The sequence below is a fragment of the Huijunlia imazamoxiresistens genome (assembly GCF_037132455.1).
In the GTDB taxonomy this organism is placed as follows: Bacteria; Bacteroidota; Bacteroidia; order Chitinophagales; family Chitinophagaceae; genus Flavisolibacter; species Flavisolibacter imazamoxiresistens.
This window is the reverse complement of the sequence record NZ_JBBBEI010000034.1, coordinates 38121-52493: the sequence shown is the minus strand read 5'-3', so window position 1 is coordinate 52493 and position 14373 is coordinate 38121. Positions and strand designations below refer to the sequence as shown.

The window sequence follows — 14373 nt, the reverse complement described above, 5'->3', positions numbered from 1 at the left end:
AAGAGCTGGACCGCCAAGACGGGCAAGTACAGCCTGAAAGCCACGGTGAACGGTAAGTCTACCAGGATCGACTTCTCCATCGTGAAATAAGCCCCGAATAGCTTCAACAATAAAACACAAAAAAAGCAGCCCGCAACGGCTGCTTTTTTTGTGTTCCCGCCAAAGGCGTATTAAAACTGGAAGCCGAAGGTCACCAGCGGCATCCCGCGTTCTTCCTTGGACGCCATCAGGGAGGCGGTCACCACGAAGCGCCGGATGGGTGCCAGCCAGAGGCCGCCGCCATAACCTGTATGCCAGCGATGCGACGATTCGCCCCTGTTCCAGACACGCCCGACATCATGAAAGGCCAGAAGTCCAATGGCACCGGGGAACAGGTAGGTGTTGAAGTCCGCCAGCTTCACACGGATCTCGGTATTGTTGAAGGCCATGGTGCGGCCGGCAAAGCGCTGCTTGCGATAACCCCGCAGGTTGTCCGGCCCGCTCAGGTACTGGGCCTGCTGAAATTCAAAATGTCCGATGTTGTGTCCCCAGCCAAAGCGGGTGGCCAGCACAAAGCGGGTTTGGGGCACAATGCTCATAAAGATGCTCAGGTCCATCCCCAACTGGGTGACGTTCTGGCTGGAGCCGTTCAGGCCGAACAGCGAGCGGGCATACGTATGGACCACCGCGCCGCGGGTGGGCAGCACCGCATTGTTCTTCGAGTTGATCTCCAGGCTGACCTCGGGACCCGCGTACATCCTCCGCCGGTAGAGGTCGGCGGCGCCCAGCCCGTTCAGGGCCGTATTGGCCACAAAACGGTTCTTGTTTTCCTCCTCATGCAGGTGGAAATACTGGAAGGCGGGGCCAAAACTGAAGCGCATCCACGACTGCAGCTGCTTGCGCAGCGCAACCGTAAAGGTGCCGGTATTGTAGCGGGTGCGGTAATACTGAATACCCCCGGGTTTTGATTTGTCGAAAACGGTGTTGTTGCCGAGGCCGAAGAAGTTCGTGACGTTGATCGGCGCCTTCAGGTCGCCGCGAACGGTCAGGTCGGCATTCTTCAGCACCTTCTGGTAGTCGGCCTCGTAGCGGAAATGGTACGACTTGGTGAGGGCGGCATGGGTGGCCTTGATATACTGGCGCATGGCGTAGGGTTCCTTGCGGAAGCCGCGCCGGGTAAGCTCCAGGCTGGCGCCGGCAAACAGGCCGTCGTCGACATTGTATTCCAGCGAAATGCCGGGGTTGAGGAAGTTGTACTGGTAGAACAGCCGGTTGTAGGTATTGTTCTGCGGGTCTTTGGTGACTTTCTTGTCCACCCTGCCGGTGCCTGAAAACCGGTTTTCCTCGAACGATACATCATAAATCTTTACCCGCCCGCCGGTGCTGTTGGTGATAAAATGGTCCTTGCCCGAGCCGCCGATGAGGCGGGTGGTGATCCGGGAAGTGCCGCCGGCCACTACGAAGCTGTCGTCGTCGGCCAGGCCGTAGAGGTTTATCCCCTTTGTGACGCTGGGGTCGAACAGGCGCTCATACACTTTTGAGGACAACTGGCCATCCTTATCGATCTTGTTTACCAGCACGTGCACCTGGCCGTCCTCCTGCCGCTCCACGCGGAACAGCTCGCGCTGGTTGGTGCCCACCACGTTCACCTCTTTGGAAAGGAACTTATAGTACTTCAGCATTTCTTTTTGAAAATACTGCCGCCTTTGCTTCAGGGTGCGGGTGATCCGGGGCAGCGAGTATCCCTGGATCTCTTTGGGCTGACGGCGCAGGCTGCTGTCAATGACGGCATCGGTCATCCGGGCCAGGAAGGTATCGATCTGGACCTTCCAGTCCGCCTCGGACAGCTGGTTCATGAAGGCACGGTCGAAGTTGCGGGCCGCCCGGTTAAAGGTTTTGATGTTATCGGCTTCGGCTTCAAAGCCCTGCAGCTCGGGTACGTACCAGGGTTTTTTGGCCAGGTGCGGAATCAGTCCCTGGTTGACGTAAAACGCTTGGTCGTGGTCGCGCGGGATGGGGAAGTACAGCTTACCCTTGCCGGTATCGCGGGTGGCCCAGCGCCACTGGTCCTCATGGCGGTCGAGGTCCATGACAAAGTTGTCCACCAGGCGGGCGCGCAGCACGGCCTTCTGGTCGATGTGGTCGTCGTTGTCCTTGGCCAGGCGCAGCACCAGCTCGTCGGTATTATACGTCTTTTTGATATGGTCGGGCTCACGTTCTTCCAGGATGGCCATGGTGTTTTTAAAGCCTTTGCGGAAGCGGTCCAGTCGCGGGTCGTCGGGGATGTACACCAGCTTGCGGCGGAGGTAGGGCACCTGGGCGGCCTTGTCGATCGGCGGCATCGACAGCGAGGCAAAGGGGTAGGAGGCCGAGATGCCGTCCTCCACGATGTCGCGGGCGAAGGTTTGCCGCAGGTCAGGCGGGATGGCGGCCTCGGGGAATTTTTCAATGGAGCGGAGCACCCATTCTTTGCCGGTGGAGTCCACCAGGCGCAGCGATTTGGTTTGTTTGCCGCCGCCCTGCCGTTTGGGCTCCAGCCCGCCCTGTTCCTTTCCCAGGTCCAGCACCGGCACCTTTACTTCCTGGGTCCATTCGCGGCGGTAGTTTTTGCCCATGAAAAAGTGTTTGAAGCCGCTGCCTTTCAGGCTGGGGTTGGCCCGGGCCACCACGTATTCGGGCAGCGGCGCCAGGGTGTCGATGGTGGCGGGGGAGAGGTGCGTGCTGTCGGGAGTGATGGGCTTCAGGTCCTGCACGAAGGTGGGTTTCGACATGTCGGCGCTCTGGATGTTGTAGAACTTCGTCTGGACCTTGCCGCTGTTCCACACTTCGATCACGGAGAAGCCAAAGCTGACGTCGGCAAAGCGGGTGTATCGTTTTACCCGGGCCCGGCTGATGTTGCTGCCCGAGCCGGCGACGATATAGGGAATGCTGTCCTTCATCAGCAGTTGCAGGCTGTGGTCGTGGCCGGCCACGTGGATGGGGTTGCGGTGGGTTTTCATGGCTTCCTCGATGGCGCCGGCCATGGTGCGGTACAGGGGGTGGCGTACGTCCTGCAGGTTGCCGAAGTAGCCGCGGGCAATGGGATAAACGGCGCCCAGCACCGGCAGGGGAAAGTACAGGTTGGGGTAGCGATCGGTAAAAGGAAAGATGTAGCTTTTCCACGAATAGTCGCCGCCGTGCACGCCATAGGAGCGCAAAGGATGGTGCATGGCGATCACCATCAGGTGGTCGGGGTGGGAGGCGAGGATCTCGCGCAGCTCGGTAATGAATTCGTCGAGGGTTTTGGACTGGCAGTCCGAGCCGGGGCCGGGCTTGTCGTGGATGTAGAGGAACCATTCGCTGTCGATCAGTACGGTCACCACCTTGTCGCTGAGCACCACCTCTACGGGGCCGGGGCAGCCGTTGAGCGGGTAGGCCTGCACGTTCGGCAGCTCCTGGGAGTTGATATAGTTCTGCTGGTTCATGGCCTGTTGCCAGCCGCCCATCTTGCCATTGCGCCAGTCGTGGTTGCCGGGGATGAAGAAGGCCCTGGCCTTTTTGCCTTTCACCAGGCTCATCTGGTAATCCAGGATTTTCTTGGCCTGCGGGTAGGTGGGGTCGCCTTCCATGGGCAGGCCCAGGGGGTAAATATTGTCGCCCAGGAAGAGGGCGGTATTTTTTTCATCGTTCCAGTCCACGTTCTTTTTCAGCCAGTCTACCACGGGGTGGGTTTCGCCTACCAGCTCGCCGGCATCGCCGATCAAAAAGATGCGCTGGTTGATGCTGTCGGTTTGTGCAAGGGTAACGATAGATAGAAAGAAGCTTACGAGCAGCAACAATTCTCTTTTCATGATCATCGGTTTAAGATTCTGTTTTCATTCGGAGGGTGCGGGTTTCTGTACGCCCTTTGGTGCCCTTGGCCGTTTATAATAAGGAAACACCAGCAGGTTGGCTTTGCCGTATTTTCCTTCGTTGGTAATGAACATCGTGCCGCTGGGCGAAAAGGCAAGGCCCTCGGCCTGGGGAAACAGGTCGGGGTTGAGGGGGTATGCTGCCAAAACTTTGCCACGGGTATCGGTCACCACCAGCAGCTGCCCTGCAGAGGAAAGAATATAGAGGCGGCCGTCCAGGGGATGAATGGCGGCGGCCGAAGGACGGAAGTCGGCATCGTCTTTTTTGAGGAGGGCTTTTACCTCTGCAGTGCTAATGGTGTAGAAGGCCGAAGAGTCGAATTGTTTCCGGGCCAGGTCGAAGCGGTAGGCCGTACGTACGTGCTGGCCTTTTTCGGCTGCGCAATCCTTGCACAGCATGACCAGCGCCTGTTCGGAGGGGTCGTAGTACAGCGTTTCAAAATCGTTTTTGTCCTTCGACCAGAAGGGGTAGGCCACTGTTTGTGTGGAATCCCGGGCGCTCAGCGGCATGGACAGGATCGTACCGTCGCTGATCAGCACATACACCAGCGAGTCTACCAGCACAATATCTTCGAAGTCGCTCTGGTGGTAGAACTTTTCGACATGGTTTTTGAGCTTTTGGCGCTGCAGGTCGATGCGCACCACCTTGCGTTTGCTGTCCGAAATGGAGAGCAGGCTCTGGAGGGTGGGACTGAAGGCGATCCCCGAAATCTCGTTGAGGTCTTTTCCCAGTTCCCGCTTGACCGGCTTCCGCAGGTTGTAGCCTTCAGGGGAGGAGCGATGGCTGTTGGAGCATGCCAGCAGCAGCCCGCACAGGCCGGCCCACCAGATTCGGGAAGCCGGGCATTGGGTTTGAAATATCTTTCTCATCATTTAATACCTTTAATATCAAACAATGCACCAGCCATGAACGAGACGCATGAACAATTGTTAGCGGCAGCACGGAACTATGTAACGGAGATCTTCACCCATAAAGTGAAGCCGCAGTTTGTTTTTCATAATATCGAGCATACCGAGGACGTGGTGGAAGCCTGCAGCCATATGGCGGATCACTACAAGCTGGAAGAGGAGGACCGCCTGGTGCTGTTGCTGGCGGCCTGGTTTCACGATACGGGCTATTCCATCGGCAGCGCCGCCGGCCACGAGCAGGAAAGCATCCGCATCGCCACCGCTTTCCTGGGCGACAACCGCCTCGAGGAAGCCCTGGTGCAGCGGGTCAGCTCCTGCATCGAAGCCACCCGCATGCCCCAGTCGCCGGTAAGCCTGGTGGAAAAAATCCTCTGTGACGCCGACCTCTACCACCTGGCCACCGAGGACTTTAAGGCCCGCAACCAGCTGCTGCGGCAGGAACAGGAGACCCTGTACGGCAAAAAGATCTCGAAGAACGACTGGCGGAAGAACAACCTCAGCTTTCTTTCGGGCCATACCTATTTTACCGATTACGGCCGCGAGTTCCTCGAGCCCCGCAAGGAAGAGAACCTGGCTTCGCTGAAAAAGAAAAAGGACGTGAAGAAGGAAGTAGAAAAAAAAGGCGAGGAGGAGCTCTTTCCCTACGTGCCCGCCAAAGCCGCCTTCGACGGCACGGAGGACGAAAAGGCAAAGCAGAAGAACACCGCCCGGGGCGTGCAGACCATGTTCCGCACCACCAGCAACAACCACTTCGAGCTGAGTTCCATGGCCGACAGCAAGGCCAACATCATGATCTCGGTCAATTCCATCATCCTGTCGGTCAGCCTGACGGTGCTGCTGGCCCGCCTGGCGTTTTACCCGCAATACATTATTCCCACGGTGATCCTGCTGTCGGTTTGCCTGGCGGCCATCATCTTTGCCGTCCTGGCCACCCGGCCGTCGATCAGCAGCGGCCGCTTTACCGAGGACGACATCCGCACCAAAAAGACCAACCTGCTGTTCTTCGGCAACTTTCACAAGATGGGCCTGACCGAATACAACTGGGCCATGAACGAAATGCTCAAGGACTCCGAATACCTCTACAACAGTATGATCAAGGACATTTATTTCCTGGGCGTGGTGCTGGCCCGCAAATATCGCTACCTCCGCATCTCCTACACCATCTTCATGTGGGGACTGATCGTGGCGGTCATCGCCTTTGCCGTCGCCGCCCTCTCCAGCGGCAACCCGGCGGCCAGTACGCGGATGCCGGTTATTGACTACTAACTGAAGTTCCAGAGTTCAGTTCCTGAGTTCCTGAGCTCCTATGTTCCTGAGTTGGGTATACTCCGGTTTACTGGTTGTTTATTAGTTAATAAAATAAAAAAGGTCAATGAAGTTGCGTTCATTGACCTTTTTTATTCTGATATAGTTAGGATAAAGTGACCGAAGGCCCTAATACCCCAATTAACCAATTTACCAATTCCCTTTCCCTTACGCCAGGGCAGGCTTCAAATGCACCTTGATCGTTTCCAGCAGTTCGGCCTTGGTGATGGGTACGCCCATGATCTTGTTGTAGGCTTTGGCGTTGATCAGGAATTCGCTGCGGATGATCTTTACCAGCTGGCCGTTGTTGATCTCGGGGATCAGCACGGTTTTGTAGTTGTGCAGAATCTCGCCGAGGTTTTTGGGGAAGGGGCGCATGTAGCGCAGGTGGGCATGGGCCACGCTGTGGCCTTCCTTCAGCAGCTCTTCCACGGCGGTTTTCACCACGCCATAGGTCGAGCCCCAGGCCAGCACCAGTACATCGCCCTTCAGCGGACCGTTGTCGATCTCCTGGTCGGGGATGTAGGAGGCGATCTTGTCCACCTTTTCCTGGCGCAGCTTCACCATCAGCTGGTGGTTTTCCGGGTCGTAGCTGACGTTGCCGGTAATATTTTCCTTTTCCAGGCCGCCGATGCGGTGCTCGAGGCCGGGGGTGCCCGGCACGGCCCAGGGGCGGACGCCCTTTTCATCGCGCTGGTAGGGCTTGAACTTCACTTCCTCGTGGCCCAGCTCGGTCTTGAACTTCACGTGGATGGGGGCCAGGTGTTCCGAGGAGGGGTATTTCCAGGGCTCGGCGCCGTTGGCGATATAGCCGTCGCTCAGCAGGATCACCGGGGTCATGTGCTCCACGGCGATGCGTACGGCTTCGTAGGCCATATCAAAGCAGTCGCTGGGGGTGGAGGAAGCCAGCACCGGCATGGGGCATTCGCCGTTGCGGCCGTAGTAGGCCTGCAGCAGGTCGCTCTGCTCGGTTTTGGTGGGCAGGCCGGTAGAGGGGCCGCCGCGCTGCACGTCCACGATCACCAGGGGGATCTCCAGCATGGTGGCCAGGCCCATGGCCTCGGTTTTCAGGGCCATGCCGGGGCCGGAGGTGGTGGTAATGCCCAGGTGGCCGCCATAGGCCGCGCCGATGGCGGAGGTGATGCCGGCGATCTCGTCTTCCGCCTGGAAGGTGCGGATGCCGAAGTTTTTATGCTTGCTCAGCTCGTGGAGGATGTCGGAAGCCGGGGTGATGGGGTAGGTGCCCAGGAACAGGGGCAGTCCGCTTTTCACCGAGGCGGCGATGAGGCCGTAGGCCAGTGCCTGGTTGCCCATGATGGAGCGGTAGTTGCCGGCTTCGATGCGGGCTTTGTCCACTTTATACTGGGTGGTAAAGGTTTCGGTGGTGTCGCCGTAGTGGTAGCCGGCCCGCAGCACTTTGAGGTTGCTTTCCAGGATCTCGGCCTTTTTGGAGAACTTTTCTTCCAGGAACTGCTCGGTGCTCTTCATGTCGCGGTCGTACATCCAGTAGAGGAAGCCGAGGACGAACATGTTTTTGGCGCGATCCTTTTCCTTGGTGCCCATGGGGATGTCCTTCAGGGCTTCGCGGGTCATCTTGGTCACGTCCATACGGATGACCTCGTAGCCCTCCAGGCTATTGTTTTCCAAAGGGTTCTGGCCTTCGGGGTAGTTGGCCAGGCGCAGGTTCTTGACGTCGAAGCCATCGGTATTGACGATGACCTTGCCGCCTTTTTTCAGGTTTTTAAGGTTGGTTTTGAGGGCGGCGGCGTTCATGGCCACCAGCACGTCCCAGGCATCGCCGGGGGTATGGATGCTTTCGCTGGAAAAACGGAGTTGAAAGCCGCTCACGCCCGGCAGGGTGCCCTGGGGCGCCCGGATCTCGGCCGGGAAGTCAGGGAAGGTCGAGAGGTCGGCTCCCAGGAGGGCGGTATTATTGGTAAATTGGGTTCCGGTCAGTTGCATCCCGTCGCCGCTGTCGCCGGCGAACTTGATCACAACGTCCTGTACGAGTTCCTGCTTACGCGTCATACTATAAAATTGAGCCGCAAAATTAACGATGTTAGGCCGGATAAGGAATGGGGAATTTGTTAATTGGTTAATTGGGATATTAGGTCTTTAGGGGGAAGGCTCCTATTTGCCTGTCCGGCCTGATGCCCAATTAACCAATTAACCAATTCCTGACGCAAGTCGTAAATTGTACTTTTACGCTCTTATGGAAAAGACTCCTTCGACCACCCTGCGCATGGTGACGGCTGCTTCGCTGTTCGACGGCCACGATGCTGCCATCAATATTATGCGCCGCGTGTTGCAAAGCAAAGGGGTGGAGATCATCCACCTCGGGCACAACCGCCCCGTCCATGAAATTGTAGAGGCCGCCATTGAAGAGGACGTGCATGCCATCGCCATCACCTCCTACCAGGGTGGGCACCTGGAGTTTTTCAAGTACATGAAAGACCTGCTCGACACGGCCGGCTGCGGCCATATCAAAATTTTCGGCGGCGGCGGCGGCACCATCCTGCCCGCGGAGATCGAGGAGCTGCACCAGTACGGCATTGCCCGTATTTACGCCCCGGACGACGGACGGAAAATGGGTCTCGAAGGCATGATCGAAGATGTCATTGTCCGGACCCGGGAGGGTGGCGCCGCCGATTATTGGCAGGCAACCGGGCAATGGAACAGCGATAAACTTCCGCTGGAAGAGGCAAAAGATATACGGCAGATAGCCCGTGCGATCACCCTGGCGGAAAATGGACTGCCTGTGCCTCCTGCGCCAGCAGAGGGCTCGTCCACACCGCCTGTCCTTGGGATCACTGGCACCGGCGGGGCCGGCAAATCGTCCGTGACCGACGAGATCGTGCGCCGCTTCCTCTACACGTTTACCAAAAAGACCGTGGCCGTGATCTCGGTCGACCCCTCGCGCCGCAAGACCGGCGGGGCCCTGCTGGGCGACCGCATCCGCATGAACGCCATTTCCTCGCCCCGTGCTTATATGCGCTCCATGGCCACCCGCGCCAACGATGCCTCCCTGAGCCGCCACGTACAGGAAGCCCTCGATATCTGCAAAGGAGCCGGTTTCGACCTGGTCATCCTCGAGTCGGCCGGGGTAGGGCAGAGCGATACCTCGGTGCTCGACTACTGCGACCTCAGCCTGTATGTGATGACCCCCGAATACGGCGCCGCCTCCCAGCTCGAAAAGATCAACATGCTCGATTATGCCGACCTGGTGGCCATCAACAAATTTGACAAGGCCGGGGCCCTGGATGCCCTGCACGACGTGCGCAAGCAGTACAAGCGCAACCACAACCTCTGGACGGCAAAAGACGAGGACCTGCCGGTAATCGGCACCATCGCCGCCCAGTTTAATGATGCCGGCGTGAACGAGCTGTTTGAAAAGCTGGTGCTGGCCATCGAACAAAAGACCGGGACCAATTTCGGCCCGGTGGAAGTACATCCCCACCTCCGGGACACCGCCAACCGCTCCCAGATCATCCCGCCCAAGAGGGTGCGCTACCTGTCGGAGATTTCCGAGCACAACCGCCGGTACAACCAGTGGGCCGCCGAACAGGGCGCCCTGGCTACGAAGCTGTACCAGCTGAAGGGTGTGCTCGACGCCGCCGGCAGTGACGCTTCCTTTGCTCCCGACCTGGAGCGCCTGCGCCGGCAGTTGGAAGGCCAGCTGGATCCCGCCTGCAAAAAGCTGCTGGATACCTGGCCCGAAGTGCGGAAAATGTATGGGGGCGACTTTTTTGAATACCAGGTACGCGACAAGGTGCACCGGCAGTCCCTGACATCTACCACGCTCAGCGGTACCCGCATTCCGAAAGTGGTGCTCCCCCGGTATAACGACTGGGGCGACCTGCTGCGCTGGCAGCTGCAGGAAAACCTGCCGGGAGAATTCCCCTATACCGCCGGGGTGTTCCCGCTGCGCCGCCAGGACGAAGATCCTACCCGCATGTTTGCCGGCGAGGGCGGTCCCGAGCGCACCAACAAGCGCTTTCATTATGTGTCGGCCGGTCAGCCCGCCCGGCGGCTGTCCACCGCCTTTGACAGCGTTACGCTTTACGGCGAAGACCCCGGCTACCGCCCCGACATCTACGGCAAGGTGGGCAACTCGGGGGTAAGCGTCGCCACCGTGGACGACGCTAAAAAGCTGTACAGTGGCTTTGATCTTTGCGATCCGAAAACCTCCGTGTCCATGACCATCAACGGCCCGGCGCCAATATTGCTGGCCTTCTTCCTCAATGCCGCCATCGACCAGCAGTGCGAAAAGTGGATCGAAACCCATAAGCAATGGGATAGGGTAGAGGAGGCTTTCGCGAATAAATACCAGCAGGCGGCACGGCCGGAATATAGCGGTGCTCACCCGGTAGAGGCCAATAGCTTAGGCCTGGCCCTATTGGGCTTGTCGGGCGAAGAAGTATTGCCGTCCGAAACCTACCATCACCTGAAAGCCCAGGCCCTGGCGCAGGTACGCGGCACGGTGCAGGCCGATATATTAAAGGAAGACCAGGCCCAGAACACCTGTATTTTTTCCACTGAGTTTGCCCTGAAGCTGATGGGCGATGTACAGGAGTACTTCAACCAGCATAAGGTCCGTAACTTTTACAGCGTATCCATCTCGGGCTACCACATTGCCGAGGCCGGCGCCAATCCCATCAGCCAACTGGCCTTTACCCTGGCCAACGGTTTTACCTACGTGGAGTATTACCTCAGCAGGGGTATGCCCATCGACGCCTTTGCGCCCAACCTGTCGTTCTTCTTTTCCAACGGCATGGACCCCGAGTACAGCGTCATCGGGCGGGTGGCCCGCCGCATCTGGGCAAAGGCTTTGAAGGGCGTGTACGGGGCTTCGGACCGTTCGCAAAAGCTAAAGTACCATATCCAGACCTCCGGCCGTTCGCTGCATGCCCAGGAGATCGACTTCAACGACATCCGCACCACCCTGCAGGCGCTCTATGCCATCTATGACAACTGCAACTCGCTGCACACCAATGCCTACGACGAGGCCATTACCACGCCTACCGAGGAGAGTGTGCGCCGGGCCATGGCTATCCAGCTGATCATCAACCGGGAGCTGGGAACGGTAAAGACCGAAAATTACCTCCAGGGGTCCTTTGCCTTGGAAGAGCTGACCGACCTGGTGGAAGAAGCCGTGCTGGCCGAATTCGACCGCCTGACCGACCGGGGCGGTGTGCTGGGCGCCATGGAGCGGATGTACCAGCGCAACAAGATCCAGGAGGAAAGCCTGTATTACGAGCACCAGAAGCATACCGGCGCCCTGCCGCTGGTGGGGGTGAATACGTTTCTGAACAAGGCCGGCTCGCCCACCGTCCTTCCCGGCGAGGTGATCCGCAGCACCACTGAAGAAAAGGAGCAGCAGATCCTTAACCTGCAGGCCTTCCAGAAACGCAACGAACACCGCAGCGAAGAAGAACTGAAAAGGCTGAAAGTGGCCGCCATCAACAACGATAACGTCTTTGAGCAACTGATGGAAACCGTCAAATACTGCTCCCTGGGACAAATTACCCATGCATTGTACGAGGTGGGCGGGCAGTACCGAAGAAATATGTAGGCCGCTCCAGGTAATCTTGTTTAATGCCGTGCATCGTCGATTTTAGGCCAGACCACGTACCCCGGAATTGTATTCCGGAGAAGGACACTTCATCCTAAGGTCTTATGTAGAGGTAACCATTAGCTTTATGATTGTAGCTCCAAACCGGGTCCCCGGCATGATAGCTTTAAAGCAGCACGTTACCCTGCTTTTGGAAGACTGCTGCCCCCGGTTATTTTTGAATGAGCTGCCGGATGAAACGCATTTGCCCATCTTCGGCAAATTCCAGAGCGCTCTCTTCTGTAATGGGTGGCTTGTGCCATGAGCTAAGGCATCTCCCTTTCAAAAATCTTTTTTCTTTTTTCTAAAAATGCCGGTAACGATCTTCCCCGGGCCGGTTATATAGATAGAACCCCCTGAAAAAGCAGAACGTACCGGATCCCTTCCTTTACCCTGCACGTGCCCGGGGGCTGGCGGCTTCGCCTCCTGCCCCGATACATCTGTTCCCTTTTCTGTATTACCGTAAACGCCGGGCATGGTGCGGCAAGCACCGGTCCCCGCCATCTATACTGTTTCCTTGGACCACGGGCAGCTGCTCCCTGCAGGCACAAGAGCCCGTCGCGGTTCATTCTATTCACCCTTAACACTTGACTTATGAGCAATTCACGCATTTTTCTGTTTAGCATTTTACTGACCGGCATGTACCTGACCTCTTGCAAAAAGGATGTCATCGGGGAGCCCCAAGCCAACAACGATGTTCCGGGCAAAGCCAATCAAACCGCCGACAATGCGAAGCCGCTTAAAACCGCACTGAACTTCAATCATGCTGTGCACCTGGTGGGCCGTCACCCGGAAATCGTAAAGGACCCGCGCTATAAAAAATGGAACCTGGAGCATGGCTCGCAAATATGGCATGAAACACGTCCGGATGCGGATGGAAACTATTCCGTCATCATCCAGTCCCCTGACAAAAATGATATCATCGCATTCCGGTTAAAGAGGGCGGAAGGTCTTGAAGAACAACCCAATTTGCGCCCGGGCATTTTGGCGGTAAAAGCATTTGACGTGGTTCGGGAAAAGTCATTAAAAGCCCACGCATTGGAAGCGGCCCGTTCAAGATTTACTAAAGAAAGCATCCTGGCGGAAAGGCCAGTGGTGAATTGGGAAAGCAACACCTTAAGCTGGGAGATCGAAGCCAAAGAAGGCAACCAGATCAGAAAAGTTTCTACGGATCACCAGGAAACCCTGACGCCCTTTGTCCCTTTCCCCATAACTGCTGCAAATGAGCCTTCATTAGCCAGGCAACGTAAAAATGATTGGCTGGAGGAAAATGATCTTCACCACCTGAACCACTACTATACCACCGCTATCAATTGGGCCAAGGGCGGAAAAAAAGTTTCGGACAAAGCTTATAGGATCTGGCTGAAAGTGCGGGAGAAAATGCTGTATGATGCCAACATCACCAACATCCTGGAGTTTACCTGGGCGGATAAACTGGTAATCGGCAATTTAGGCTACCGGGGCGTATGCGACGAGTGGTCCGTTGTGACCATTACCATGTTGCGGGCATTGGGCATTCCGGCTGTCATGAAGTTTATGACCTTTAATTATTATGGTTCCTACGTGGGACATGCCTGCGTAGAGTGGTCCGACAAGGGTACCTGGAAGCATATGGATCCCCTTTGGAATGCCTTTGACAACCCGGCCGTTTACCGGCAAAACGGCGCTACTGAGCTTACGGTAATGGATGCCAATTTCCCCAAAGACAGTAAATACACAGGTTTTGCATGGGGCGTTCCGGATATCAGTGGGGATGGGAAATTATACCCCTATGGTGATTTTACGATCAGCCCGGCATATCCTGGAAATTCCCGGAAAGGTTATAGTTATTAGGATAGAACACCAAAGCACAAGAGCATACGTACCGGTTTCCGGTCGTATGCTTTTTTTATTTTATAAATAGGCGCAAATCCATGCCGGCGCAGGGAACAGGGGTGGTGGTTGCAATAAAATAGTACATCATTACAACTAAATGTCCCATTTCGCAGGGGGAGCGTTCGTTCTAATTTTATGTTCCTGTTCAATCAGTAAAACTAACGATGAAATTCCGCTACGACGGGGCACTCCAATCCGACGCTGAAATACTATACCGCTTCCAGAATAGGGAAGAAAAAGCTTTGGAAGAGGTGTACAACCGGTTCTATGGCTCGCTCTGCTACTTCGCGGAAAAGCTGGTGGTGAGTCGGCATGCGGCGGAAGAGATCGTAGTGGACGTCTTCATCAAAACCTTCCGCTCCACCGTGACCTTCTCCGGTATGGACCACCTCCAGGGCTACCTGTACGAAGCGGTCAAAAACGGTAGCCTCAACTACCTCAAACGCGAAAAACGGCAGGAAAAGCATTTTAACGACTACCTCGGTACCCTCAACCACAATGAAGCCCATTTCGAGAACGAAAAGCTGGAAACCTCGGCGCTGGAACTGATCTTCCAGGCGGCGGAAGACCTGCCCACCGAATGCCGGCGCGTGTTTGAACTGCTGTACAAAGAACAAATGCCCTACCAGGACATCGCCAAAAAACTGCAACTGAACATCCAAACCGTCCGCAACCAGAACGCCCGCGCCATCGCCTTTATCCGCAAAAAGCTCCAGTGCCTGCGGTAAGCGAAAAAAAAGTTTTCCCGGATGTGGTTGAATGGGCGCCTTTGGGTGTATGCTAATAAACGATTGCCCTAAGGGG

General features: G+C 56.7%; 7 protein-coding genes. 4 read left to right on the top strand and 3 right to left on the bottom strand.

Features of this window, described 5'->3' with window-relative positions; all coding sequences use genetic code 11:
- Positions 1–170: 170 nt before the first annotated feature.
- Both V9K67_RS24235 and V9K67_RS24230 read right to left on the bottom strand, forming a co-directional pair.
- On the bottom strand, positions 171–3809 hold the full coding sequence (locus V9K67_RS24235; protein WP_336727192.1) for a BamA/TamA family outer membrane protein: 3639 nt from the start codon (positions 3807–3809) through the stop codon (positions 171–173).
- Between the two features lie 24 nt (positions 3810–3833).
- Positions 3834–4739 carry an SdiA-regulated domain-containing protein gene (locus V9K67_RS24230; RefSeq protein WP_336727191.1) on the bottom strand — a complete coding sequence of 302 codons (906 nt, stop codon included), beginning with the start codon at positions 4737–4739 and terminating at the stop codon, positions 3834–3836.
- 36 nt (positions 4740–4775) lie between these two features.
- On the opposite strand from V9K67_RS24230, the gene V9K67_RS24225 reads away from it, so the two are divergent.
- Positions 4776–6044, top strand: a complete 1269-nt coding sequence (locus V9K67_RS24225; RefSeq protein WP_336727190.1) for a Pycsar system effector family protein — start codon at positions 4776–4778, stop codon at positions 6042–6044.
- A 207-nt stretch (positions 6045–6251) separates the two neighbouring features.
- Here the strand turns inward: V9K67_RS24225 and V9K67_RS24220 are convergent, their stop codons facing one another.
- Entirely contained in the window at positions 6252–8111 is a 1860-nt protein-coding gene (locus V9K67_RS24220; protein WP_336727188.1) for a 2-oxoacid:acceptor oxidoreductase subunit alpha, read from the bottom strand.
- A gap of 184 nt (positions 8112–8295) precedes the next feature.
- On the opposite strand from V9K67_RS24220, the gene V9K67_RS24215 reads away from it, so the two are divergent.
- The 3 genes from V9K67_RS24215 (at position 8296) to V9K67_RS24205 (ending at position 14297) form a co-directional block, all read left to right on the top strand.
- Positions 8296–11655, top strand: a complete 3360-nt coding sequence (locus tag V9K67_RS24215) for a methylmalonyl-CoA mutase family protein (RefSeq protein ID WP_336727187.1) — start codon at positions 8296–8298, stop codon at positions 11653–11655.
- Between the two features lie 633 nt (positions 11656–12288).
- Entirely contained in the window at positions 12289–13527 is a 1239-nt protein-coding gene (locus tag V9K67_RS24210; RefSeq protein ID WP_336727185.1) for a transglutaminase-like domain-containing protein, read from the top strand.
- A gap of 206 nt (positions 13528–13733) precedes the next feature.
- Positions 13734–14297: an RNA polymerase sigma factor gene (locus V9K67_RS24205; RefSeq protein ID WP_336727183.1), complete on the top strand. Its 564-nt coding sequence runs from the start codon at positions 13734–13736 to the stop codon at positions 14295–14297.
- Positions 14298–14373 lie beyond the last annotated feature (76 nt).

Excerpts from the sequence above, each read along its gene's own strand:
- V9K67_RS24215 (WP_336727187.1), top strand. The coding sequence starts at position 8,296 with ATGGAAAAGACTCCTTCGACCACCCTGCGCATGGTGACGGCTGCTTCG.
- V9K67_RS24235 (WP_336727192.1), bottom strand. The coding sequence starts at position 3,809 with ATGAAAAGAGAATTGTTGCTGCTCGTAAGCTTCTTTCTATCTATCGTT.
- V9K67_RS24225 (WP_336727190.1), top strand. The coding sequence starts at position 4,776 with ATGAACGAGACGCATGAACAATTGTTAGCGGCAGCACGGAACTATGTA.
- V9K67_RS24220 (WP_336727188.1), bottom strand. The coding sequence starts at position 8,111 with ATGACGCGTAAGCAGGAACTCGTACAGGACGTTGTGATCAAGTTCGCC.
- V9K67_RS24210 (WP_336727185.1), top strand. The coding sequence starts at position 12,289 with ATGAGCAATTCACGCATTTTTCTGTTTAGCATTTTACTGACCGGCATG.
- V9K67_RS24230 (WP_336727191.1), bottom strand. The coding sequence starts at position 4,739 with ATGAGAAAGATATTTCAAACCCAATGCCCGGCTTCCCGAATCTGGTGG.
- V9K67_RS24205 (WP_336727183.1), top strand. The coding sequence starts at position 13,734 with ATGAAATTCCGCTACGACGGGGCACTCCAATCCGACGCTGAAATACTA.